Source organism: Streptomyces sp. SPB074, assembly GCF_000154905.1.
Classification (GTDB): Bacteria; Actinomycetota; Actinomycetes; order Streptomycetales; family Streptomycetaceae; genus Streptomyces.
Window position 1 is genome coordinate 1,308,616 of sequence record NZ_GG770539.1, and the last position, 24,308, is coordinate 1,332,923.

At 68.7% G+C, this 24,308-nt stretch carries 11 protein-coding genes and 2 pseudogenes; 7 read left to right on the plus strand and 6 right to left on the minus strand.

Annotated features, from left to right (window positions below; all coding sequences use genetic code 11):
- Positions 1-154 precede the first annotated feature (154 nt).
- Together SSBG_RS05255 and SSBG_RS05260 are read right to left on the minus strand one after the other, a co-directional pair.
- Complete coding sequence (locus SSBG_RS05255) at positions 155-691, minus strand: HEAT repeat domain-containing protein (RefSeq protein WP_008745174.1); 537 nt, start codon at positions 689-691, stop codon at positions 155-157.
- Entirely contained in the window at positions 688-11,658 is a 10,971-nt protein-coding gene (locus SSBG_RS05260; RefSeq protein ID WP_050776721.1) for a LamG-like jellyroll fold domain-containing protein, read from the minus strand. Before SSBG_RS05260 ends, SSBG_RS05255 begins: the two co-directional genes overlap by 4 nt.
- A 1,556-nt stretch (positions 11,659-13,214) precedes the next feature.
- On the opposite strand from SSBG_RS05260, the gene SSBG_RS05270 reads away from it, so the two are divergent.
- The gene (locus SSBG_RS05270; RefSeq protein ID WP_234010379.1) at positions 13,215-13,763 is read left to right on the plus strand and encodes a BMP family ABC transporter substrate-binding protein; all 549 of its coding nucleotides are present in this window, start codon (positions 13,215-13,217) and stop codon (positions 13,761-13,763) included.
- 118 nt (positions 13,764-13,881) lie between these two features.
- On the opposite strand, the pseudogene SSBG_RS30700 reads toward SSBG_RS05270, so the two are convergent.
- A pseudogene (locus tag SSBG_RS30700) lies at positions 13,882-14,217 on the minus strand (transposase family protein); the annotation flags it as partial.
- A gap of 425 nt (positions 14,218-14,642) precedes the next feature.
- Between SSBG_RS30700 and SSBG_RS35375 the strand changes: the two are divergent.
- A complete protein-coding gene (locus SSBG_RS35375; RefSeq protein ID WP_008745178.1) occupies positions 14,643-14,774 on the plus strand; it encodes a hypothetical protein in 132 nt (43 codons plus the stop codon).
- Between the two features lie 19 nt (positions 14,775-14,793).
- Here the strand turns inward: SSBG_RS35375 and SSBG_RS05285 are convergent.
- Both SSBG_RS05285 and SSBG_RS05295 read right to left on the minus strand, forming a co-directional pair.
- A protein-coding gene (locus SSBG_RS05285) for an IS3 family transposase (RefSeq protein WP_086023026.1) occupies positions 14,794-16,004 on the minus strand; the annotation gives its coding sequence in 2 pieces (ribosomal slippage) (positions 14,794-15,713 and positions 15,713-16,004; 1,212 coding nt in all).
- A 379-nt stretch (positions 16,005-16,383) separates the two neighbouring features.
- Positions 16,384-17,637, minus strand: coding sequence for an IS701 family transposase (locus SSBG_RS05295; protein ID WP_037869002.1), 1,254 nt, complete (start codon positions 17,635-17,637; stop codon positions 16,384-16,386).
- A 127-nt stretch (positions 17,638-17,764) separates the two neighbouring features.
- Here SSBG_RS05295 and SSBG_RS30710 point away from each other — a divergent pair.
- From SSBG_RS30710 to SSBG_RS05325, 5 genes and pseudogenes are all read left to right on the plus strand, one after another.
- A pseudogene (locus tag SSBG_RS30710) lies at positions 17,765-18,768 on the plus strand (IS5 family transposase).
- Positions 18,769-18,841: 73 nt separating this feature from the next.
- Positions 18,842-20,095 (plus strand): IS701 family transposase, encoded by a 1,254-nt coding sequence (locus SSBG_RS05310; RefSeq protein WP_037869003.1) that lies wholly within the window; start codon positions 18,842-18,844, stop codon positions 20,093-20,095.
- Positions 20,096-20,560: 465 nt separating this feature from the next.
- Positions 20,561-21,292, plus strand: coding sequence for an NlpC/P60 family protein (locus SSBG_RS35640; protein WP_078491219.1), 732 nt, complete (start codon positions 20,561-20,563; stop codon positions 21,290-21,292).
- Entirely contained in the window at positions 21,289-22,146 is an 858-nt protein-coding gene (locus tag SSBG_RS05320) for a hypothetical protein (protein ID WP_008745183.1), read from the plus strand. Before SSBG_RS35640 ends, SSBG_RS05320 begins: the two co-directional genes overlap by 4 nt.
- A 367-nt stretch (positions 22,147-22,513) precedes the next feature.
- Positions 22,514-23,335 carry a hypothetical protein gene (locus SSBG_RS05325; protein WP_158677744.1) on the plus strand — a complete coding sequence of 274 codons (822 nt, stop codon included), beginning with the start codon at positions 22,514-22,516 and terminating at the stop codon, positions 23,333-23,335.
- A 201-nt stretch (positions 23,336-23,536) separates the two neighbouring features.
- Here SSBG_RS05325 and SSBG_RS05330 read toward each other — a convergent pair whose 3' ends face one another.
- A complete protein-coding gene (locus SSBG_RS05330; RefSeq protein ID WP_008745185.1) occupies positions 23,537-24,286 on the minus strand; it encodes a hypothetical protein in 750 nt (249 codons plus the stop codon).
- Positions 24,287-24,308 lie beyond the last annotated feature (22 nt).

Sequence of the window (24,308 nt, forward strand, 5' to 3'; positions counted from 1 at the left end):
CCACCAACGACGCAGAACGCGAACCGTTTCGGATCAATAACACAACCGACCACGTGTTGCGACGATCCCCCAGAAACCGCCCACATCTGGCGGGGCTTCCTTATCGCTAACGCTATGGGAACTCCTTGGATCTCAACAGCGCCCGGGGCTCCGGCTACCCCAGCATATGATCTTCGTCAAACCCGAGCTCGTCCTCGACCCCGAGTTCGACAGCCGCATGCCATCGGACAACGTCGCGCCACGACTGGGACGTCATCCGGCGAAGGCGTTCAAGGGCCTCCGGCGTGCCGATCTCCCCCAGAGAGGAGATGACCTTCTGGCACAGCCAGTACGCCGGAGCGTCCTCGTCCACCGAACCTTCCGCCACCCTGAACAGGCAGGCGACCGCGTCCGTTTCCCGGATCTCCCCGAGGATCTCCACGAGATCCTCTTTGTTGAATCCCACGGCATCCGAATCAAGGATCTCCTGAAGAGCCCCGCCCAGGCCCGGCGCCCGCAAGGGGGCGGCCAGGTTGGCGAACTTGTCGACTCTTGTCCAGTTTCCCGCGTGAGCGGCTTCCCGGATCCAGGATGCGATGAGCTGAGTGACCTCGGGATGCCCGGCCGCGATGGACCTGGCATCCCGCCCCGTGCCGTCGGCAAGTGCTTCAACCAGATCAGCCTGAGATCTTTCCTCTCCGTGGAACGTCACCAGTCCTCCACTCTCCCGAATCCGACGATTCTCGAATTGAACACTCCGACCGATCCGGGTCTGAGGCCGTACGTGTCGAAGCCACGCTCCGACTTCAGGTGCACAGCATTTACATCGTGACCGATTTCACCCGGACTTTTACCGACCGCGATCAATGCGTCGCGGGCACCCGGGGACATCTCGTAGCGAACCAGAACCGTGTACTTCTCGGCATTTCTGCCTCCCTTGCGGTGGGTCTGATACCGCAGACCTTCGAGATACTCACGGTCCTGCGTAACAAAATTCTCGGTACCTCGGACAGTAATCTCGCCGTTGGGTCCCAGCTGGTTGAATTCTTTCTCGCTCATCGCCCGATGAAAGACTTCATTGCAGTTGTGAACGAGGACCGGAGTGGTCCCCGCCAGCACATAGTACGTATGCAGTTTCCCGACCGTCAGGTCGTAGGTCGTGCTGTGCGCGTGGTAGAGACGGACCCCCGTGATCTCCGCCGTGCCCGTGGGGGTTTGGAGGAGGTCGCCCTTGTGGAGGTCCTTCGCCTCGACGAAGGCGGAGCGGGTGACGTCGTAGAAGGGGTGGTGGAAGGTGGTGTGCAGCTCGGCCGGAGTGGAAGCGGAAGCCGGGGCCGAAACCGGCGCCGAAGCGGAAGCCGGTCCGGAGGCCGCTGCCGGGCCCGCCGCTCCCGCGAGGGCGCCCAGCGCTGTCAGCGTCACCGCCGCCCTGCGGGCTTTCGCCCGTGCCTGCTCCGACAGGGACGTACGCGGCTTCTTCGCCACGTAATTACGCACCTTCACGTCCACGAAGTCCCGGTCCGTACGGGTCACGATGACCGCCGTGACCTGGTGCGCCTCGGTGGCCTTCAGGCCCGGTACCGCGTTGGCGATGGTGTCGCCGACCTTGACCTGATCGATCGGCTTCGTCGTGCCGTCCGCCAGGAGTACCCGGGTCGCCCCGGTGAAGCTGTGCGGGGTCGTACACCCCGGACGGGAACCCGACTCCGACACGGCCCCGCGTGTCTCCTGCGCGAGCGCCGCCTGGTCCGTCGCGTCCGCCGCCGCGGATTCGCCCGCGTCCGTGGCGCCCCGGCCGAAGAGGCCGCCGACGACCTTCATCGCCTTCGGGGCCGCCTTGGCGAGCAGTGCGCCGCCCGCCTTGCCGAGCAGGCCCCCTGCCGCGCCGGCGAGCGCGCCTTCCGCCGCCGAGCCCGCGAAAGCGCCGACCGAGCACTCGTCCCCACCCGACTGGGCACAGGCGAAGCCCTGCGTCACGAGAGAGCCAGCGGCCCCCGCGACGGCGGCGCAGCCTATCGAACCGACCCCGCCGGTCACCGCCTCGCACCCCGCGAAGACCGCCGTCGAGACGACGAACGACGTGATGGCCGCGGCGTGGTGCTTGACGAAGGTCGCCGTGCTCTTCGCAGCCTTCACCGTCGCGTGATACGCCGTGCGGGCCGCGTGCGAGACAGCGTGTGCCGCCTTCTTGACGGTGTGCGCGACCTTGTGCGCGGTCTTCTTCGCCGCGTGGACCATGCGGTGCACTGTTTTCTTGACCTTGTGATAGGCGGTATGCACGGCGTGCACGACGCGATGAGCCGCCTTTTTCACATGTCTCGCCGTGTAGTGGTAGACGCGCCGCACGACCCGGACCGTGGAGCGGTAGTAGTCCCGCACCTTGTGCACGGCCTTGTGCACCGCGTGCTTGACGGTGTGAACGACCTTGCGGGCCACGTGCTTGGCCGCGTGGTAGACCTTGTGCGCCGCCTTCTTGGCCTTGTGCACGGCCTTCTTCGCGGTCTTCTTCGCCTTGTGCGCGACCTTCTTGGCGCCGCACACGACGTCGTACCAGGAGCAGTTGCCCGACTCGTCCGTCCCGGCGAGCGGGTTGTCGTCGACGTAGGCGAAGGGGTTCGCCGCCACCGAGTCGGGTATCGCGCCGAGCGCGAGACTGTCCTTGTTGAGGAACTGGCCGATGTGCGGGTCGTACCAGCGCGAGGCCGTGCCGACGTTGCCGGTGTTCCCGGTCCCGTCGTCGTCCGCCGCCGCGCCCGTGGCGCCCGGAGCGGTGCCCGGTTCGGTCCAGCCGGACTGGAAGCCGAGGTGGCCGCTCATCGCGTTGCTCGCGAGGACCTTGCCCAGCGGGTCGTAGGTGGCGGAGCCGGTCAGCGCGCTCGCGTTCTGGCCGAAGGTGCCCACGACGTCGTTGTGCTGGTCGGTGAGGGCGAGGACGCCCCCGGTGGCGTCCTTGACGCCGGTGAGGCCGCCGGCCGGGTCGTAGGTGTAGGTGCTGTCGTCGTCCGACGCGATCGTGTTGTCCGCGCCGGAGTAGGCGAATGTGCGGCTGCCTCCCGCGCTCTCCGCCGTGTTCGTGTCGGTCAGGTTCCGGCCGAGGGCGTCCTGCGTGTAGGACTGCTCCCCGGCCACGATCTGGTCGCCGAAGGCATCGGTGCGGAAGAGGGCGTTGGTGCCGGTCGCCGAGGACTCGGCGGTCAGGGTGCCGCGTGCCGAGTACTCGTACGTCGTCTTCCCGTCCGAGGTGAGCTCGTCGCGGGCGTCGTAGGTGTACACGTCGGCGCCGACCTGGACGCGGTTGCCCGAGGCGTCGTACTTGTAGGCGGTCGTCTTCGTACCGTCGTTCCACGAGGTGATCCGGTCGGACCAGTCGTAGGTGTACGTGTTGGCGGCGGCGCCCGTGACGCCCGTGGTCTTCTTCGCGGTCAGGTTGCCGTTGGGGTCGTGGCCGTAGGCGAAGCTCGCGAGGGTCGTCGCGCCCTTGGTGAGGATGTCCCCGGTGAGCTGGTGGTCGTCGTCGTAGGAGAAGGTGCGGGTCTGGCCGCCGCTCCCGTAGCTGATCGAGCGGAGTTCGTCGAGCTTGCCGTAGGAGTAGGTGAGCCGGGTGCCGGTGGCCGGTTCGTCGAGGCTCGCGAGGCGGCCGGCCGTGTCGTAGCTGTAACTGGTCGTCCCGGCCGCGTCCTTGCGGGTGAGCATCTGCGCGTCGGCGTTGTATGTGAAGGACGAGGCGCCCGCCGAGCCCGCCGCGTCGAGCAGGTCGCCGCGGTCGTCGTAGCCGAAGGTCTCGTGGGCCGCCGCCTGGTGGTCGACGGCCCCGGCGATCCCGGCCTCGTCGGTGTCGGCGACGGTGAGCCGCCCCTTCTTGTCGTAGGTGAAGCCGCGGCTCGCCGTGGCCGCGTCGGCGCCCTGTCCGGACATGCGGGTGAGCTGGCCAATGTCGTCGTACGTCATGGAGGTCGAGGTGCCGCCGGGCAGCGTGGCCCGGGTCATGCGGCCGTCCGCGTCGTAGACGAAGCGTGTCGTGGAGTCGGCGGCCGAGGTCCAGCGGCTCGTCGTCGGCTCGGTGACGGTGCTCTGCTGGCCCCACGGGGTGTACGCGTAGCGCCAGTTGTTGCCGCGTCCGTCGGTGAAGCGGGTGCGGTTGCCCGCCGCGTCGTAGCCGAAACTCGTCGTGAGGGAGGTGTTCGCGTCGACGGGTTCGATCTGCTGCGTGATGGTGCCGGCGGCGTCGTACGTCCAGCGCGTGGTGTGCCCGTTGGCGTCGGTGGCGGCGGTGAGGTTGCCGACGCCGTCGTACTGGTTCGACGTGTGGGTGAGGACGGAGTTGTCGGCGGCGTGTGCGTAGGTGTCGGTGGGGTCGTCCGAGGCGTTGTAGTCGACCTCGGTCCAGGTGCCGTCGGGGAGCGTCGTCTTCTGCTGGTTGCCTTGGAAGTCGTACGTGTAGCGGGTCGTGTTGCCCGCGCCGTCGGTGACCGAGGTGACGTCCCCGGCGCGGTTGTAGCCGTACGAGGCTGTCACGCCGCCCGGGCTCGTGGTCATGGCGAGGTGGGCGCCGTACGGGTTGCCGTCGGTGACGGCGTAGGAGCTGGTCGTCGTGAGGGACTTGGCGACCGGCTTGCGTTCCAGTGTCGTGGCGGTGAGCTGGCGGCCCAGGAAGTCGTAGGTCGCCTGGGACTCGCCGCCGGTGGCGTCGGTCGCGCTGAGGGCGTCGCCGGCCGCGTCGTAGGTGGCGTGCTGGCTGCTGCCGTCGGGCAGCGTGGTGCGGGTGAGGTTGCCGGAGCGGTCGTAGGCGTACGACGTGGTGCGGCCGGCGGGGGTCGTGACGGAGGTCTGGTTGCCTTCGCTGTCGTACGTGTAGACCGTCGTGCCGGGGAGCGCCGAGGACTCGCCGTCCGGCGTGTAGGGCGGCAGGGTCTCGGAGACCTTCTGGCCGTTGGCGTCGTACGCGGTGGTCGTGACGAGGCCGTTCGGGTCCTCTTCCTCGGTCGCCTCGCCGAAGGTGTTGAAGCCGCTCGCGGTCACCGGGCGGACGGTGGCGCGGTTGGCCTCCGTGCCGTCCGGCTCGGCCTGGACGGCGGGCGCGGTGGTCGTCGCGAGGTTCCCGGCCTCGTCGTAGGCGTACTCCGTGGTGTGGTGCTCGGCGTCGGTCTCGGTGAGGGGCAGCCCGCGCTTGTCGTAGGTGTACGTCGTGGTCTGCTCGCCGGAGGAGCCGACCGTGCCGCCCGCGCGGCCCTTGCCGTACAGCGAGGTGACCTCGCTCGCGCTCAGCGTGCGCGGGTAGACCTGCACGTTCGCGACGGAGCCGGGGAGCTGGTCGGTGCTGTTGCCCGCGTACAGGGCGCGGCCGATGGTGAGCGGTCCGCTCGCGCTCCATGCGGAGGTGTTCGTGCCGCTCCCGGCAAGGGAGCCGTTGACGTAGAGCTTGATGCCGCTGTCGGAGGAGTCGTAGACGCCGACGAGGTGGGTCCAGGTGCCCGTGGTCGGCTTGGTGCTCGTGGAACCGTAGGCGGAGGGGAACGTGACACCGCTCGCCGCGTCGCCGTTGGTCTGCTCCATGCTCCACAGCGGGGCGCTGGTGTGCGCGTAGTTGTACTGGAGCATGAAGGCGCTGTTGTTGCTGCCCGACTGGGCGACGACGGTGGCGTTCTTCGTGGGCAGCGAGGAGAGCTTGACCCAGGCGGAGACGGTGTACGAGGCGGTCGTGTCGACGACCGGGCCGTTCGTGGCGATGCTCTCGTCCGCCGCGCCGCTGAAGTTCGCGGCGCCGTCGCCCCAGGTGACGCCGGAGCCGGAGACGGCGGCCGTGTTCCCGGTACCGGAGGCGTCGGTGACGTGGCGTCCGCTGTCTTGGTCGAGCTTCCACCAGCCGGCGGGGTGCCCGGAGGCGTCGCCGTAGAGCGTCTCCTTGAGGACGTTGCCCATGGCGTCGTAGGTGCTCGTCGTGGTGCGCGACCAGCCCGAGGAGTCGTGGTCGTTCTCGCTGCCGACCTCGTCGTCCGGGGTGTAGGAGACGGTGCTGACGCGGTTGACGCCACCGGGATCGACGGCGCTCTCGGTCGTGCGGTCGGCGGCGTCGACCTTGAAGGTGGTCAGGGTCTCGCCGTTGTCCTCGGTGGTCGACAGGGTGTTCCCGGCCGCGTCGTAGGTGTGCGACTCCAGGACGTAGGAGGACTTGCCGTCCGCCGAGGTCCGCGTGACGGTCGCGGTCAGGCCGTCGTCGGTGTAGGTGTACGCGGTCGTGTTGCCCATCGCGTCGGTCACCGAGGCGAGCCGGCCGGAGGGGTCGTAGGCGCGCGAGGACTCGACCAGGGGCGTGGGGTCGCTCGGGTGGTCGGGGTCGCCGGTCGTCATGAGCGTCTGCGTGAGCAGTTCGCCGTTGTCGTCGTACGTGTAGCGGGTCTCGGTGCCCGCCGAGTCGACCTCCTTGACACGGTTGCCCGAGGTGTCGTACGTGTACGTCGTCGTGCCGCCGTTGGCGGCGCCCTCGGTGCCGTTGGCGTCGGTCTCGGTGGCGACGCGGTCGTAGGCGTCGTAGGTCTGCGCCTCGGTACGGGGCTTGTCGCCGCCGCTCGCGTCGCTGACGGACTGACTGAGGACATCGCCGTCCTCGTCGAAGACGGTCTTCGTGACGGCGGCGTGAGTGGCGCCCGTGACGCGGTCGGTCAGCTGCGGGTCGTGCTCCTCGACGACCTGCCCGGCGTCGTCGTACACGTATGTCGTGGTCAGCCCGTCCGGGTAGGTGTCGGAGACAGCCTTCTGACTCAGGACCTGGCCGAGTCCGTCATAGGTGTACGTGGTGACGAGGCCGCCCGCGTCGGTCGTGGAGGCGACATCCCCGTTCTTGAAGTACGCGACGGAATTCACTGCGCCGCCGGGGCTCACCGTGCGCACCGGGAGGCCCTTGGGGACGGAGCCGCCGCCGGTGGCGGGGAAGGCGCTCGTGCCGTCCGCGTAGACGGTCGTCGTGGTGCGCCCGTCGGGGAAGCCGGGAACGGCGGGGCCCGTGATCGCTGTCTGGTCGCCGTTCGCGTCGTAGGTGTACGAGGTCAGGTAGCTCGTGTCGCTCGCGGACGCGGAGCGGCCGTCGCGGGAGGTGAGGAGCTGGTCGTTGCGCGGGTCGGCGGTCGTGAGCTGGGCGGTCGTGTCGTCCGGGTAGTACGTGTAGTACTCGGTCGAACAGTGGTTCTTGGCCTGGTCCTGGCACGTCGTGGAGGAGACGATGTTGCCGCGTACGTCGTGGCCCGTGACGGTGACGACTCCGTTGGGGTCGGTGACGGTGTGCTCGAAGCCGGCGGTGTCGTAGCCGAAGCTGGTCTTCGCGCCGAGGCCGTCGGTCTCGGTAAGCGCGCGTCCGCCGTGCGTGACGTCGTAGGTGTAGGTCGCCGTGGAGCCGGTGGGCGTGGTGACCTTAACCGTCTCGGCGGGGAGGAGGCCGCCGGACTTCTTCGCGGCGCCCCACAGCTCGTCCACGTCGTCGGCGGAGAGCTGCGCGCGGTGGAAGGAGACGTCGGCTATGGAGCCGTTGAAGTAGCTCGCGTATCCCGTGGAGACGGTCGTGGACGAGTGGGGTTCGTCGGGCCAGCTGCCGCCGTTGAAGCCGGAGCCGAGGGTGACGATGTCCTGGCCCGACTGCGCGGCGGTGCCGGTCTGGGCGCCGACCGCCTTGTCGTCCAGATAGAGGCTCTGGCTGGTTGCGGAGGTCGCGAGGACGACGTGGTGCCATTTGCCGTCCGCGACTGAGGCGGTGGAGGCGAGGGGTTTGGTCGTACCCCCGGTGAAGTAGAACTCGCCGTGGAGTTTGCCGCTGCTGCCGACGTAGAGGACCGGAGTGTAGTGGGTCGGTGTGGTCGCGCCGAAGGCGTCTTTCGAGGTCCCGAGGAGGACGCCGCCGTTGGCCGTGGAGGTCTTGAACCACATGCTGAGGGACTCGGCGCCGACGCCGGGGACCGCGCCGGTGGGCAGCGTGAGCACCGACGACGTGCCGTTGAATGTGGCTGCCTTGGCGTCGCAGAAGGGTCCGGCGGAGCCGAGGGTCGTGCTCGTGTACGTGGCGTCGCCGCCGCGGACCTCGTCGACCGCCGTGCTTGCGCCCGCCGCCTCGCCGAGGCGGTAGTACTGGGCGGGGTTCTGGCCGAGGACCGCCCCGCGATAGGTCTGGCTGGAGCCCGCGACGGTGGGGGCCTGGAGCTTCCAGGTGCCGCCGTTCTCGTCGGTGAGCTGGGTGAGCGCGGCGGTGTCGCCGTCGTACGTCATCGCGGCGAAGGTCTTGCCGGAGGGGCGCTTGACGGAGCTGAGCAGGGCGGCCGGGTGACTACCGTACTGGTAGAGGGCGTTGACATCGGCCGCGACGAGCGGGTGATCGTAGAAGGCGGCGTCGGCGAGGGTGCCCTTGAACCAGACGGGGTGGCCGTCCGTGTCGTCGGCGCTCTTGGGCGCGGGCGCGTCGGGCCAGTCGCCGCCGAGGTAGCCGGTGCCGAGGTAGTTGAAGACCTGGTTCTTGCCGAAGGCGGTCGCGGACTTGATCGAGACGGTCCCGGTACGGGAGCCGACCTTGGCGTTGTCGAGGAACAGTGTCTGCGAGTTGCCAGCCGCCGACAGGACGACGTGGTGCCACTTGCCGTCCGCGACGGAGACACTGGTCACGATGGGGTTGATGCCGCCGCTGTACCAGAACTCGGCGTTGAGCTTGCCGTCCTTGCCGACGTAGAGCGCGGGGGTGTAGAAGCCCGCTGCCTCGCCCGAGGTGATGGGCTGCGAGGCGTAGGAGTAGAGGACGCCGGGCCCGGCCGAGGTCTTGAACCAGAGCGAGAGCGCGCCCGAGTCGGTGTCGTTGCCGAGGTTGTCGGGGAGGACGACGTCCGAGGTGGCGCCGTCGAACGTGGCACCGCGCGAGCCGGCGAAGGGTCCGGCGGCGCCGAGGGTCACGTGCTCGTAGGTCGCGTCGTTGGTGCCCTGGTTGGCCAGGACGGCGTCTTTGGCCTTGGTGCCGCTGGTCTCGGCGAGCTGCCACAGACCGTGCGGGTCGAGGTCGAGGGAGGCGTTGCGGTAATGGGAACCCGAGGTGTAGCCGTACGTCGTGCACTTGCTCGCCGAGAGCGGGGAGCAGACCTTGGTCAGCTGGTCACCGTTGTAGCCGTACGTCCAGGTCTGGGCCGTGGCCGTGTCTCCGGGAGTGACCGGGTCGGTGACGACGGTGGCGACGTGCGCGGCGGCGGCGCCGGAGGGGGTGGACCAAGTGAAGCCGAGGGCGCGCCCCGAGACGGAGGAGGCCATGCGGCTGACGTGGCCGGAGGTCCAGGTGAGTTTCACGGCCTGTCCGTCGGCGTCGGTGACGGAGGTGAGCCCGTAGCCGCCCGAGCCGAGGGACTGCGTGAAGGTGTAGAGGGTGTCGTCCTTGTCGGTGAGCGTGTACCCGCCGGTCACGGCCTTGAAGGTGGCGAAACGTCCGCTGCCGGGGGTGAAGGTGCCGTCGCTGTTTTTCCCGTAGCCGACCTGGGAGCCGTCCGGGTAGGTGACGTTGACGGCGGCGACCGCCCCGGCGGGGGTGTACTGCTCAGTGGCCCGGGAGTCGAGGATCGAGGACCAACCCGCGCCGAAGGCGCCGTTCCAGCGCGGGTCGCGGGAGTTGTAGTCGCGTTCGACGTCGAGCGAGGGCCCGGCGGTCGAGATCGAGGCGTCGGTGTCCGATTTCGTGTAGTTGCCGATGGAGGCGTCGAAACCGTGGTCGCTGCTGTTCTGCGAGAGCCCTGAGGTGATGACGGGCTCGGGGACCTGCACGCTCAGCGAGTAGGGCGTGGCGTCCGAGTACATGCCGCCGTCGTAGCCCTGGACGGTCCAGTAGTAGCCGGTGTTCCACTTGAGCTTGCCGGCGGGGACGATCCAGTCGCCCTTCGCCTGGAGCCCTGAGTCGGCGACCTTCTTGTCCTGCGCGTCGAAGACCTGGAAGAGGTACTTCGTCGTTGTGTTGGCCTGGGAGTCGGCGCCGCCGGACCAGGCGGTCAGCTCGGGGGTCGTCGTGTGGACAACGGCGTTGTCGGCGGGGAACTGCTCGTAGACCTGCGGCGGCGTGGTACCGGTGTAGGTGACGTCGAGGTAGGGGCCCTTGCCGGGGTCGTTGAAGGAGCCGAACTGCTTCCAGTGGGCCGTGTCGTTCGTGGCCGCGTAGACCGCGAGCCCGTAGTCGGGCGTGGTGCCGTTGAACCAGCCCTGGATCGCGGAGGTGGAGAGCTTGACGGTGACGTCGTCGCCCACGGTGCGGTCGGCCGCGGTGTTGGCACACGCGTGCGGCACGGAGGGGGTCGCGTTGCCGATCGAGGCGCCGTAGGCGGGTCCCGGGTAGGTGTGAACCCCCTCAGGGGTCCATGCCTTGGTCACGAGGGCGACGTCGAAGCGGGTGGCCGTGCAGGTCGCGGCCCAGGTGTCGAAGAGGTGCAGGCTCGCCGCCGTCACGGTCGCCTTGGAGCCGTCCCAGGCGGTGTCCCAGTGGTTGATGTACGCGGCGGCGGAGTGCGGGCCCGCGTCGTACGAACCGGCCTTGATGGTCTGCTCGAAGGAGTGGTCCTGGTCGTAGCCGGACTCGGCGTACGTGGTCGTCCAGCCGTCCACGACGGTCGGATCGACCGTCACGGGGAAGCGGCGGGCCGGGTCGCGCAGCCACGCGGGGTCGAGAGCGACCGTGAGCGACCAGCCCGCCGTGCCGTGGCGCAGTCGGTACGCGACATCGTAGGTCGTCGCCGGGTCGCCGGAGCGGCGGTCGACCTTCGCGTCGTACGCGTAGGCGTGCGGGATGCGCTCCACGGTCTTTCCGGCGGCATCGCGCAGGTCGATCGAGCCGTCGTGCAGCTGGACGGGGGTGAGTCCGTCGAGGTGGAGCGGGAAGGTCCACTCGTGGGCGGCCTCGGGAGCGTCGAGGACGATCGCTTCCTTGACACCGGTGGCGGTGGCGGCCACCTGGAGATCGGTGTGGGGCAGGACACCGGGGTACGTGACGTGGGAGCCGTCCGCGGAGCGGCTGCCGGTGACGGGCGCGGCCCCGCTCAGCCCGTAGGCGAGCCCGTGGTTCTCATCCTTGGCGAAGGAGACCACGGCCGGGTCGGTGGCACGGGGCGCGAAGTCGACGGCGAGGGAATTGGCCTTCTCGTACCAGCGCCCGGCGGGCCCGGCGCGCACGGCGCTGTCAATGGGCGACCAGGTGCCCTTCTTCGTACGGTAGTTGACCGCCTGAGGGGAGATACGCCGGGTCTGCGAGCCGTCGGCGTTGTCGAAGACGGTGACGGTGCGGGACGAGGACTTGGCATTGCGCTTGCTCGTCGCGGCGTTGAAGTGCCCGCGCGGGTGACCGCTGCGGCCGTGCGCGAGCTGCGGCTTGTGCGCCTTGTACGCGGACAGTTCGCCGCGCCCTTTGCCGCGCGCGTGACCGGCCCCACGATGCGCGGCCGTACGGGCGGCGGGGACGTGGTGCCGGTGGCCTGCGGCCGTGCCGCCGTCCTGGTGCGGGAGTTTGCCCCAGTGCGGGTCCTTGAACCAGCCGCCGATCGAGGAGAGCGAGGGCAGGTCGACAGCGTGCAGCTCGCGCCCATCCGCGACCGCCTGCTGAGTCGTCAGCATGAGGGCGAGGGCCGTGAGGGCCAGGAGCGCGACGCGACGGGCGAGCCGTCGGCGGGCGCGGCGGGGGGACGGCACAGGGGCTCCGGGCGGCAGGGGCCTGATTCAAGGGAAGGACAGGCCGGTCACAGGAAACGGAGAGGATCTCGCCGCATCCGCACACCTGTGAAGGAAACGAAAAGACGTTCGTACCCGAACTTGACGCGCTGTTGGCATGTGTAAAGCACCGAACCGGAAACAAACGGTTGAGACCAGGCACGTTGCATTGCGATGCATATGCCAGATACGGGCTAAGGCTTGAGGGGAGGTCACTACAGTCAGGGTGTATCTGGCTTCCACGTGCCCAGCCGACGTCCGACCCGTCCGTCCCCTCCGGCAAGCTCTTTGCGTCCCGCACAGCCGGGGCAGGGCGGCCCCGCCCTCCTCTGGATCGTCCGCCTGAAGAGTCACGGGACGCTTATGCGGACTGCGAGGCGCGCGGGGCCGCCCTCGGATCCCCGACCGTTCGCCGTCGTGTGCGACGACCCCACACGCTCACCGCACAAGAAAATGTCACGCTGCGGGCACGCCCCCGCCTCGCCCGCGGCAGAGCCTCGTCCGGCTCGCCCCGGTGCGGAGCGTGGCGGCATGACCGGCTGAGCGACCCGGCTCGGCCCACGAAGCTCAGCCGGACCTCGCGGTCGACGTTCGAGACGTTTGCGTCCACCAAACTCCCGTAAGGCGATAGCTGGGCTACCTGGCGGCACACTCCACGTGGTACGCCCTCGGAAACGTGCGACCAGGGCCAGCCACAGCGGAGCCCCGGCCAGACGCGGCCCCGGCTCGCCTTTCTCCTCCGCGGACACCGAGAGCGCAAAAAGGAGCGGAATGGCAGACACGCGGGCATATCGATGCCCTCACCCCTACGAAGCACCCTGCGGCCCGGTCAACGTGATCGCGGTCTTCCCTCTGGACCGTACCGATGCCGGCCAGAAGAGTTCCGTCGGCGCCAAGTTGGGCTTCCACCAGCTCGACAGACCCCGCCTCGGGAACGCCTCCTCGTGGGCGCCTGTACTCGGCCAAGATCCCGGCGTGCCGGGCCTGTGAAGTTTCGGTGTAGTGTGCGGCGTCCGCCTCGATCAGGCATCCATTCGAGCACGCCCGGCCTCAGCGCGCGGGCTGAGCGAGGCCCCCACAGTTCTTCCTGAGGAACAAACCGTGAAGTCAGCTGTGTCCGGCGCCGCCGGTGCCTCTCCTTGCCCGGCGAGAGTGATGGCACCCGCCGCCTCCGCCCTGTTGGCGGCGCTGCCCGCCATCACCCTGGGCATCTTGTCTTCCATACCCTCGCTCGTCATCGCGGTTCGGCGACGGCGAATGGCCGACTGGCCGGCCTGCGCCGCTTTCACGGCCCCCAACGTGGCCTGGGTGCTCCAGGCGGCGCTCGCCCCGGAGGAAACTCGGGGCGCGAAAAGCGGGGCGGAGCTGCTGCCGGCGCTGGTCGCCACAGGAGGGGCGGCGGCGCACGCCCTACTCTCCTGGAGGCCTTGGCAGCCGGGCAGCCCTGCCCCGGAGGCCACGGCATGAGGACGCGGCGTACATGGCGAGGTAAGGGCCCCGTTACCACGCGGTCCAGGGCGTCCGGGATCCTGTTGGCAGTGCATCGGGTCGCAGGGCTGCTGCGCGGGCGGCGCGGGGCGTGGACGGGCGCCGGGGGGCTGCTCGTCGTCGGCGTCCTCGTGGGCTTCTGGGCGTTCGGTGGCGACGAGGAAACCGCGCCGCCACCGGACTCACGCGCCCGCCAGTACAGGGAGTTCGACGCCTGTCTGCTTACCGGGGAATCCGGCATCACCAGCGGGGACGCCACCGCCGTCTGGCAGGGTATGCAGCGCGTCTCCGCCGAAACACGGATCCGCGTCTCCCAGGTCCCGGTGATGGGCAAGCAGTCGGCCGCCAACGCCCTCCCGTACTTCAACGGATTGATACAGCGTGACTGCGACGTGGTCCTTGCGACCGGGGCCGCGCAGACCCGAACCGTTCGCGAGCAAGCGGGTGGCCATCCGCAGACGCAATTCGTAGTCGTCGGTCCGCAATCGGACGGACAGGAAGCAGTCGGCGGGAACCTGACGGCCGTGAAGCCGGGAGAGGGGCTTGCCGACGAGTTGGCGAAAACCCTCCGACGAGCAGTCAGTGTGGCGCGGGACTGAGAACTCCTCATGAAATGAGTGGTGTGCATCGTGAAGTGGCGGGTCACGGGCCTGGTGTGCCTCGGTGTCGGGGCGCTCACGCTGGTTGTGGGCGAGTGACTCGGGTGAAGATCGTCGGTCAGCGGGCGACTTCCCGGTTCGTCAGGACTACGAGGGCCCGCACCAGCGCGGTCGCCCACTGCGGGTCGTCGGTACGGCCCTTGCCGAGCACTCGCCAGTTCTTCAGATGCGCGAAGCCGTGCTCGACCGGAGCCCGGACTGCGGCGAGCGCCTTGTTGGACAGCTGCTGGCCGCTGGTCAGGGGTCGGTTGCGGGCCGCTTTGTAGCCGGTGATCATCGCCGGGTCCGCGTCCGGGCCGCCGACGTCGTCGAGAACGATAAAGCCTAGGTCGGCGATCGCGCTGAGGCCGGCCGCGCGCAGACGGGTGGACAGTTTGTCATGGCGGCAGGCGGTGCCGCCGCCCGGGCTGCGGCCGTCCGCACCTGCGGCAGTCTCGCGGGATCGATCATGCACACCGACCACGGCGTTCAGTACACGAGCAGGGCGTTCGCCGAAGCCTGCAGGTCAGCAGGGGTCCGACAGACTGTGAGCACGGTCGGGTCCAGCGCGGACAACGCACTCGCCGAGTCCCTCAACGCGACTTTTAAACGGGAAACCCTGCAGGGCCCGAAGACCTGGCCGACCGAGCGCGAGGCCCGACTCGATGCGTTCCGATGACTCAACCGCTACAACACCCGGCGCCGACATTCCCGTCTCGGACAGCGATCACCCATCGCCTTCGAGAACGCCTTCCGCCTCCCACCAACTACGCTGACACCAGCCGCATAACCCGTGTTCAGCATTCAGAGTCAAGGCCCGTCCGCACCTGGCCCACTCGTATGTCCAGGCCCTTCTGGCGGCACGGCTCCCCGGCCAGACTGAAGAAGCTCAGCCGCACCCGGTGCGAGGCCCTGCTGAAAGCACACGGCTCGCGCAAGGCCCACCAGCTCGCCATCGAGATCGGGCCTTGACCCTGGAGTTTGAACACGTCTATGCGGCTCGGGCCAGGGTAGTTGAGGTTGGGTGGACGGTGATCTCGTAGGTGATCGGGGCTCGCTGGCCGAGCCGGGAATGACGGCGTCGGGTGTTGTAGCGGGACAGCCAGTGGAAGGCGTCGAGTCGTGCCTCGCGCTCGCTTGACCAGCCCTTTCGGCCCTTCAACGTCTCCCTTTTAAAGCTGGCGTTGAACGATTCGGCGGCGGCGTTGTCCGCGCTGGACCCGACGGCGCTCATGCTCTGCAGGACACCGGCCCGGCGGCAGGCGTCCGCGAAGGCCCCGCTGGTGTACTGGGCTCCGTGATCGGTGTGCATGATCGCCCCGTTCAGACTGCCGCGGGTCCGTTCCGCGGCGGCGAGGGCGTCGATGACGAGCTCGGTGCGCATGTGGTCGGCGATCGCCCAGCCTGCCAGGCGGCGCGAGCACAGGTCGATCACTGTCGCGAGATAGCAGAACCGTCCGCCGCCGACGCTCAAGTAGGTGATGTCACCGACGTACTTGGTGTTGATCTCCTTCGCGGTGAAGTCGCGGCCGATCAGGTCCGGGGCCTTCGCGGTGGCCGGGTCGGCGATGGTGGTGCGGTGCCGGCGCCGCAGACGGACCCCTTCGAGGCCGATGGTCCGCATGATCCTGGCAACGCGCTTGTGGTTGACCGCCTGGCCGCCCTCGTCGCGGAGCTCGGCAGTGATCCTCGGGACTCCGTAGGTGCCGTCGGACTCCTTGTGGGCCTTGCGTATCCGGGCCGCGAGCCGGTCGTCAGCGGCCTGACGGGCCATGCGAGCCGGGGCGGTGCGACGCCAGTAATAGAAACTCGAGCGGGCGATCCCGAGAATGTCGCAGAGCCGCTTCACGCCGTATCGGCGCTGGTGATCCTCAACGAACTGGCAGCGGTTCACCAGCGCGTCTCCGTCGCGAAATACCGGGCCGCCTTGCGGAGGATGTCGCGTTCTTCCTCCAGCTCGCGGATCCTCTTGCGCGCGGCGGCCAGCTCCGCCTGAACCGGGTCACCGGCAGGCTGCGGTGCCGTTGCGGGGGCGGAATGGGCACCGGCGCGGCGTCCGTCGGCGGCCCGGATCCAGTTCCGCAGCGTCTCGGTGTTCACTCCGAGATCGGCGGCGACCGACTTGATCGTCGCTCCCGGACGCGACCGGTACAACGCGACCGCGTCCGCCTTGAACTCGGCGGGGTAATGCTTCATCCCCACAGGGACTCCGTTCTCCTGGACCATCAAGATCCAAGTCTCTCCGGTGTCCAAACTCCAGGGTCAGGGCCCATCTGTGACGCGCTCGCCAAGCAGACCCTGGTTGTCCCCGGCACCGAGCGTTCGCGCGCTGATCGTGCCGTGCCTGGCCGCCCAGCTCGCCGCCGCTCACAGCCAGTGTTAGGGAGCGTATTTGGTCGTGATCAATCTGCGGGTTTTGCCTGCGTGGTGGGTCCTGGGCGGGTAGGGCCATACGCGAGCAGGTGGACGCCTACCGGGGTCGCCAATTAGTACTCCAGCAGCGGTTCGTGTCCTGAGCTGTGTTTTTGGTAGTGGCAGCGGCGGGCGGTGGCTTGGTGGTGTCTTCTCCAGGCTGACCACTTCAGTGCGTGGGTGACTGGGTCGGGGTGGGGTCGGGGGCGGGGAAGGAGAGTGTCCAGGAGGCGTCTGATTTCTGCCACGGTGAGCGGGGCGAGAGAGGTTCGTTTCCAAAGCCCCCTTTTTCGGGCTCGTCGGCGGCTTGGGCTGCGAGTGAGGTCAGGACGGCGTGGGCGAGCATGGCCAGGGTGATGTGCCGGTACCAGCCGACGTAGCGGCGGACCTCGTACTCGTCCAGGCCGCACTCGTTCTTCGCCGCCTGGAAGCATTCCTCGATCGTCCAGCGTGTGCCGGCCGCCCGCACCAGGTCGGCGACAGTGGTGCTCGTGGGCGCGTAGGCGAAGTAGTAGGCGGTCTCCTCGGGCCGTGCCACGCTGCGCCGGGCCAGCACCCATCGGTGGTGGGCTGACTCGTCGCCGTCGAAGAGGGCGATCGACGGCAGTCTCGCGCTCGCCCAGTCGTAGACCCTGGGGCCCTTGGCCCCGTTGCCGCAGGACAGCCGCTGCCAGGCATCCTGGGGCGCCTGGGCGATGAGCTCGTCGATCCGCCAGAACCCCGTCAAGCTCTTGACCTGCTGAGACTTCGGAACAGCGACGACGTAACCGACATCGAGTTCCTCCAGCAGGCGGCGGAACTTCCAGTCCTGCCCATAGGCCTCGTCCGCCGTCACCCACCGCGCCGGCAGACCGGCGGCCAGCGTCCGGGTAACCATCGCCCTCGCGAGTTCACCCTTGGTCGCGAACTCCCGCTCGTCGGGAACCTTCGCCGCCCGGCAGCGTTCCCGATCCCCTGTCCACGCCTTCGGGAGATACAGCTCCCGGTCGACCAGGGCACGTCCGCGAGACGTGGCGTAGGCGGCGAAGACCCCGACCTGACAATTGTCGATCTTGCCCGAGGTGCCGGTGTACTGCCTGCCCACACCCGCCGACGTGATCCCCTTCTTGATGAAACCGGTGTCATCGATGATCAGGACCCCGTCATCACCGAGCACCTCGGCCACATACTCGCGGACATCGTCCCGCACCGCGTCCGCATCCCAGACGCTGGAGTTCAGCAGCCGCTGGAACCCGTCAGGACTACGGTGCCCCGCCCACTCCGCGAGCTGCCAGCCGTTCTTACGCGCCACACGAGCCAGCAGACCCCGAACGTAATCCCGCATCCGCCACCGCAGATCCGCCCGAGCAAACCGACCCGCGACCCGAGCGAACACAGCCTCCAACTCCGCGGACCATACAGCTACTTCACCCAGCTCCCTCATACCAGGAGAACGACAAAGACCAGCTCAGGACACGAACCGCTGCTGGAGTACTAGGGAGCGTATCGAGTCGTGATCAATCTGCGGGATGTGCCTTCGTGGCACGGTCTGGTCCGGTAGACCGTCGTACGTGACGCGAGTGCAACTGACCGACCCGGAGTGGGATTTCATTGAGCCGTACCTGCCGATCGGCGAGTACGGCCCGTACCCCGAGCGGCTGCGGCAGCAGTTCGAGGGCGTGATCTGGCGGTTCAAGACGGGCGGCCAGTGGCGGGAGATACCGGCAGAGTTCGGCGCCTGGTCGACCGTCCACAACCGCTTCCGGCAGTGGCGTGACGCCGGGGTCTTCGAGGCCCTGCTGGAGGGCCTGATCGCGGAAGCCGCGAAGCGCGGTGAGGTGGACTTGTCCCTGGTCAGCATCGACTCCACCACCGCGCGGGCCCATCACGACGCGGCCGGCATGCACCTGGACGAGGAGGTCCTCACCGCTCTGGAGAAGGCTGCCGCCGAGGCGGAGAAGGCCAGGTCGAAGGGGGCGGCTGCGACGAACAAACCGGGCAGGAGACCGAAAGCGATCCCGCGCGGGAAGAACGACGGCGCGTCCGGCGCCGACGCAAACTTCGGCTGAAGGCCGCCCTGCTCGGACGCTCCAGGGGCGGGCAGACCAGCAAGATCCATGTCGCCGGCGACCGGAGGTGCCGCCCGCTGGCGTTCATCCTGACCGAGGGGCAGGCCGCCGACAGTCCGCAGTTCATCCCAGTGCTGGGGAAGGTACGGGTCCGCGGGCTCGTCGGCCGTCCCCGCACCCGGCCGGACGCGGTCGCCGCAGACAAGGCGTACTCGTCCCGCGGCAACCGTGCCCACCTGCGCAAACGCCGTATCAAAGCGGTCATCCCGGAGAAGAAGGACCAGGCCGCCAACCGGAACAAGAAGGGCTCCCACGGCGGCCGGCCCGTCAGCCACAACGCAGACCTCTACAAGGAGCGGAACACCGTCGAGCGTCTGATCAACAAGCTCAAGGCATGGCGAGGCATCGCCACGCGCTACGACAAGACCCCCGACAGCTACCTCGCCGGACTCTACCTACGCGCCTCGATGATCTGGATCAAGGACCTCACACGAGCAGCCTCTTGATCACAACCGAATACGCTCCCTAGTACTCCAGCAGCGGTTCGTGTCCTGAGCTGGTCTTTGTCGTTCTCCTGGTATGAGGGAGCTGGGTGAAGTAGCTGTATGGTCCGCGGAGTTGGAGGCTGTGTTCGCTCGGGTCGCGGGTCGGTTTGCTCGGGCGGATCTGCGGTGGCGGATGCGGGATTACGTTCGGGGTCTGCTGGCTCGTGTGGCGCGTAAGAACGGCTGGCAGCTCGCGGAGTGGGCGGGGCACCGTAGTCCTGACGGGTTCCAGCGGCTGCTGAACTCCAGCGTCTGGGATGCGGACGCGGTGCGGGACGATGTCCGCGAGTATGTGGCCGAGGTGCTCGGTGATGACGGGGTCCTGATCATCGATGACACCGGTTTCATCAAGAAGGGGATCACGTCGGCGGGTGTGGGCAGGCAGTACACCGGCACCTCGGGCAAGATCGACAATTGTCAGGTCGGGGTCTTCGCCGCCTACGCCACGTCTCGCGGACGTGCCCTGGTCGACCGGGAGCTGTATCTCCCGAAGGCGTGGACAGGGGATCGGGAACGCTGCCGGGCGGCGAAGGTTCCCGACGAGCGGGAGTTCGCGACCAAGGGTGAACTCGCGAGGGCGATGGTTACCCGGACGCTGGCCGCCGGTCTGCCGGCGCGGTGGGTGACGGCGGACGAGGCCTATGGGCAGGACTGGAAGTTCCGCCGCCTGCTGGAGGAACTCGATGTCGGTTACGTCGTCGCTGTTCCGAAGTCTCAGCAGGTCAAGAGCTTGACGGGGTTCTGGCGGATCGACGAGCTCATCGCCCAGGCGCCCCAGGATGCCTGGCAGCGGCTGTCCTGCGGCAACGGGGCCAAGGGCCCCAGGGTCTACGACTGGGCGAGCGCGAGACTGCCGTCGATCGCCCTCTTCGACGGCGACGAGTCAGCCCACCACCGATGGGTGCTGGCCCGGCGCAGCGTGGCACGGCCCGAGGAGACCGCCTACTACTTCGCCTACGCGCCCACGAGCACCACTGTCGCCGACCTGGTGCGGGCGGCCGGCACACGCTGGGCGATCGAGGAATGCTTCCAGGCGGCGAAGAACGAGTGCGGCCTGGACGAGTACGAGGTCCGCCGCTACGTCGGCTGGTACCGGCACATCACCCTGGCCATGCTCGCCCACGCCGTCCTGACCTCACTCGCAGCCCAAGCCGCCGACGAGCCCGAAAAAGGGGGCTTTGGAAACGAACCTCTCTCGCCCCGCTCACCGTGGCAGAAATCAGACGCCTCCTGGACACTCTCCTTCCCCGCCCCCGACCCCACCCCGACCCAGTCACCCACGCACTGAAGTGGTCAGCCTGGAGAAGACACCACCAAGCCACCGCCCGCCGCTGCCACTACCAAAAACGCAGCTCAGGACACGAACCGCTGCTGGAGTACTAGGGGTCATCTACCTTGCTTATGCGGGTGCGGACATGTTCAACAAGGGGTGAAGGTGTTGTCCGCTGGGCTGAGGGGTCCGTGCTCGATCCGCAACTGCAGGGCGTGCAACCTGGTTCTCGGTAACGTCCTGTAACTGGCGCGGGGGCACGTCCGCTGAAGAATTTCTGTAAACGCCGAAGATCACAACCAGGGGCCGGCAGGGCAAGGAGTACCCACCGGGGCGCTGGAGCGATGAGCGGCGGGCAGTGTGCGTGGCCGGGCCGGTTGCAGCTGGCGGGCCGGGCCCAGGGCCTGCAAAGACGTTGCTATCCGTTAGGCTTATGGGCCGGGCCTCACCCTCTACCAGCGCGCCGCCCCCGAATGCCCCGGCCTGTCCTGGACCATCCTGGCCGCGATCGGCAAGGTCGAGACCGACCACGCACGCCACCCCACCATGCGCTCCTCGGCGGGCGCCGTGGGGCCGATGCAGTTCCTGCCCTCCACCTTCAAGGCGTACGCGCATCCCGTACCGCCCGGCGGAAAGAACCCGCCCACCCCCTGGGACCCGGTCGACGCCGTCCACGCCGCAGCCCGGCTGCTGTGCGCCAACGGCGCCCGCAACGGCAAGAACCTGCGGCGGGCGATCTGGCACTACAACCACTCCGACGCCTACGTCACCCAGGTCCTCACGATCGCAGACCGGTACGCGGCCGCCGCCCCCGCCCCAACTGGGGCTGCCGTCAAGGCGGTTGCCTTCGCCCGCGCCCAGCTCGGCACCCCGTACGTGTGGGGCGGGGACGGCCCGGCCGAGGGCGGCTTCGACTGCTCCGGCCTGACCCAGGCCGCCTACAACGCCGCCGGCATCCCCATCCCCCGCGTCGCCCAGGCCCAGTACGACCGCGGTCCGCGCCTACCGAAGGGCGCCCAACTGGCCTCGGGCGACCTTCTGTTCTTCGGCACCAGCCCGCGCGACATCACCCACGTCTCGCTCTACACCGGCCACGGACAGACCATCGACGCACCCCGCCCCGGCGCGGTGGTCCGCGAAGGCCCCGCGAACACCGACGCCCCCTCCTTCCAGGGCGCGACCAGGCCGGCGGTGCCAGGCGGTGGTGTCCGGTGAAGCAGATCGCCGCGATCGAGGCCGTCGGCCTGCTCAGGACCATGACCCGCGTGCTGTGCGTGGTCGGCATCCTGACCCTGGTCTTCACCACCGTCAACGTCACCCGCTTCGCCACCAGCCGCGGCGTCCCCCTCCCCATCGCCATCCTCCTCGACCCGATGATCGGCACCGCGCTGGCCGGCGTCTTGTATGTCGACGCCCGTCTGGCCGCCTGGGGTATCCGCCCACCGGCCTGGTCGACCGCACTGCGCTGGGGCGCCGGCTGTACCGCCGCCCTGATGAACTCCTGGGAATCGCTGTGGCCCGACGGCCAGATCGGCTGGCCCCGCAGAGCCGATCCGGCAGCCGTGCTGCTGCACCTGACCCCGGCGCTGCTCCTGATCGCCCTGGCGGAGACGATCGCCGCCTACCGAAGAACCGTCACCGACCTCCTGGACAAGATCGGCCCCGCCGATTCCACCGCACCCCGAACGGCTGGGGAGCACACCGATCCGGACGCCACCGATCGCGATCCGCTCAACTCCCGCCTCTCAGGGGGTCGTCCGGATCCCGGTCCCGCCTCATCCCGCACCCCCGGTTACACCCGCGTCGGCCAGGACAGAACCCATATGGCCGACAGCACGCCCGACGACCGCCCCGTGGGACCCGGCCCCCGACCGGTCGGCGACCTGGCGACAGACGCCGACGTGTGGCCGCGCGCCGTGGCCCTGGACGACGCAGCCCGCGCCGCGACGAAGAAACCGGTGAGCATCTGGCGGCTGCGCACCGATCTGCGCATCGGCCCTCGGCGCGCCCGCCAGCTCCGCGAGCAGCTCTTGGCCCGCCGCCCCGACCCGCCGCTCCCGATCGGCTGAACCGCCCTCGTCCGCCGCCCGATCCGCCCCACCGGATCCGGGATTCGGAATCTGACGACGCCCCCCTCGCCGATCGACCCGGCACCCCCTCACCCCGCAGTCGCCCGCAACCGTGACGCCCCTCTGAGCTGGCCCGATCGGGAAACGATCGGGCCGCTTGACTTCCCTCGCCGAGCGAGCGTCCATGGTCGTGGCCGACGACCCGAGCGGGCTCACGGACCACCGTCAACCCGCTCGTGCCACGGCCCTGTTCGCCCGGGAGAACCGCGATGCGCACGCGCCCGACGAACCCTGCGGACCGCACACACGGACCCGCACCCCGGCCGGGGACCTCAACCACGACATCCACACGGAACGAGGTTCCCTCATGTCCGACACCACGACCGACGGCACCCGTACACGCCACGCCGCCCCCGCCCCCGAGCCGCTCGCCCAGCTGACCGGCGCACCCGCCGCGATCTACACCGAACTGACCGGCCTCACCGAAAGCGCCACCGCCGCCGAACTCGCCCTCGCCGCCGGCCTGGGCCGCTCCACCACCGGAAAGGCCCTGACCACCCTGGAAGAGCACGGCCTGGCCGTACGCACCCCCGGCGGCCACGACGGCCCCCGCCGCACCCCCGACCACTGGCGCGCCGCCCCCACCCCCGAGACCAACGGCGACGACCCCCACAGTCAGGAACCCGCCAGCACCCAGCCGGAATCCCCCGACACGGACAGCCCGGAGCCGATCGAAAACAGCACGGCCGATGAGGATGCACCCGCCGACGGCACCATGGACGCCCCCACCGCCCCGGCAACCGAGGCGCCGCAGGACGCCGAACACAGCGAGGGCGACGACACCGACGAGAACGAGCCGCCCACAGACGGCTCCAGCGACGGCTCGAAGAACGAAGACCCCCCTGCCCCGCAGACAGGCGCCGGGCGGCAGGCGACGCCGACGGAAGCGATCATCCTGCCGGGTGAGAAGAAGCGGCTCGCGCCCGGAGCACTACGGCACATGGTCATCGACCACCTCGAGGCGCATCCCGGCGAGGCGTTCACCGCTACCAAGATCAGCCGCATGATCGAGAAGTCCTCGGGCGCCATCGCCAACGCACTGGTCACCCTCGCTCGGCAGGGCATCGCCGAGCAAGTGAGCGACAAGCCGCGCACCTACCGTCTGGCGGCGCCGGAGGGCAACGGATAGCCGACCGGCCATAGCAAACCGGGCTGGTTCCCACGGGGGTTGGGAACCAGCCCGGCTGCTGTGCGAGTGTTCCACACCAAACGCGTGAAGGCTGGGAGACCGAGGGTCTGTGGCTGGCTCAGCGCGGTCGCGGCTGTGCTGTCGGCAGCCATCGCTGTGTGTATGGCATGCCCGGCAGCAATCACTGCTGACGAACCGAGGTCAGCCTTCGGCGGCCCGTGGAAAGGACGGAATCGCTCCCAGAGACAGCGCGTCAGATACGTGCATCAGGCAGGCCGCCAGATCGTCACAAGCCACTTCAGCCGCTTGCTTGGCCTTGCCAGGCAAGCGCAGCCGACGGACACGCTGCGGGTCGATGCTCATGCTGAACTCCACGATGTCGTGCCTGCGGCGCAGACTTGGAGGCTCGCGCAGTTCCGGCGACTTCATCAACTCAAGGATGATGAACAGTCTGGGCGATTCAGCAGCCTCCCACCAACGGGACCACTCCGGGGAATCTTCAATGAGATCTCTGAGTCGCTCGATCGATTTCTCGTAGATGGGCGGGATGGTGAAGTCTGATCCGAAGCGGACATCCAGCCAGCCTCCCCTTTCCGGCGATTCAGGAAGTCTCTGAAGGAATCCCAGTACCTCGGGTGCCGCCCGCTCGAGGAGAATTGACTCTTCGCAGTCCCACTCGCGTTCATGGAACTTTGCCGGCTCATTCAGAATGAGCGTGTACACACTCTTCCCGGCGGCCACGACCGCGCACGCTTCCGCTTCACCCAGGGGATTCCCGGCCTCTTCTGCCCGCCGACGGAGTTCGGAAAGGTGTTTTTCAAGGTACCGCTGAAACGCGACCACATCCTCGTCCTCTTCCCCCAGAAGCAGCTCATGGAGTTCATGAACGGATGCCTCGTCGGCGCACCCTTCCAGCTCGTCGATGGCAGCCCAGAACTGGGATTCCTTCACGGTTCGTTCCTCTCAGATGTCC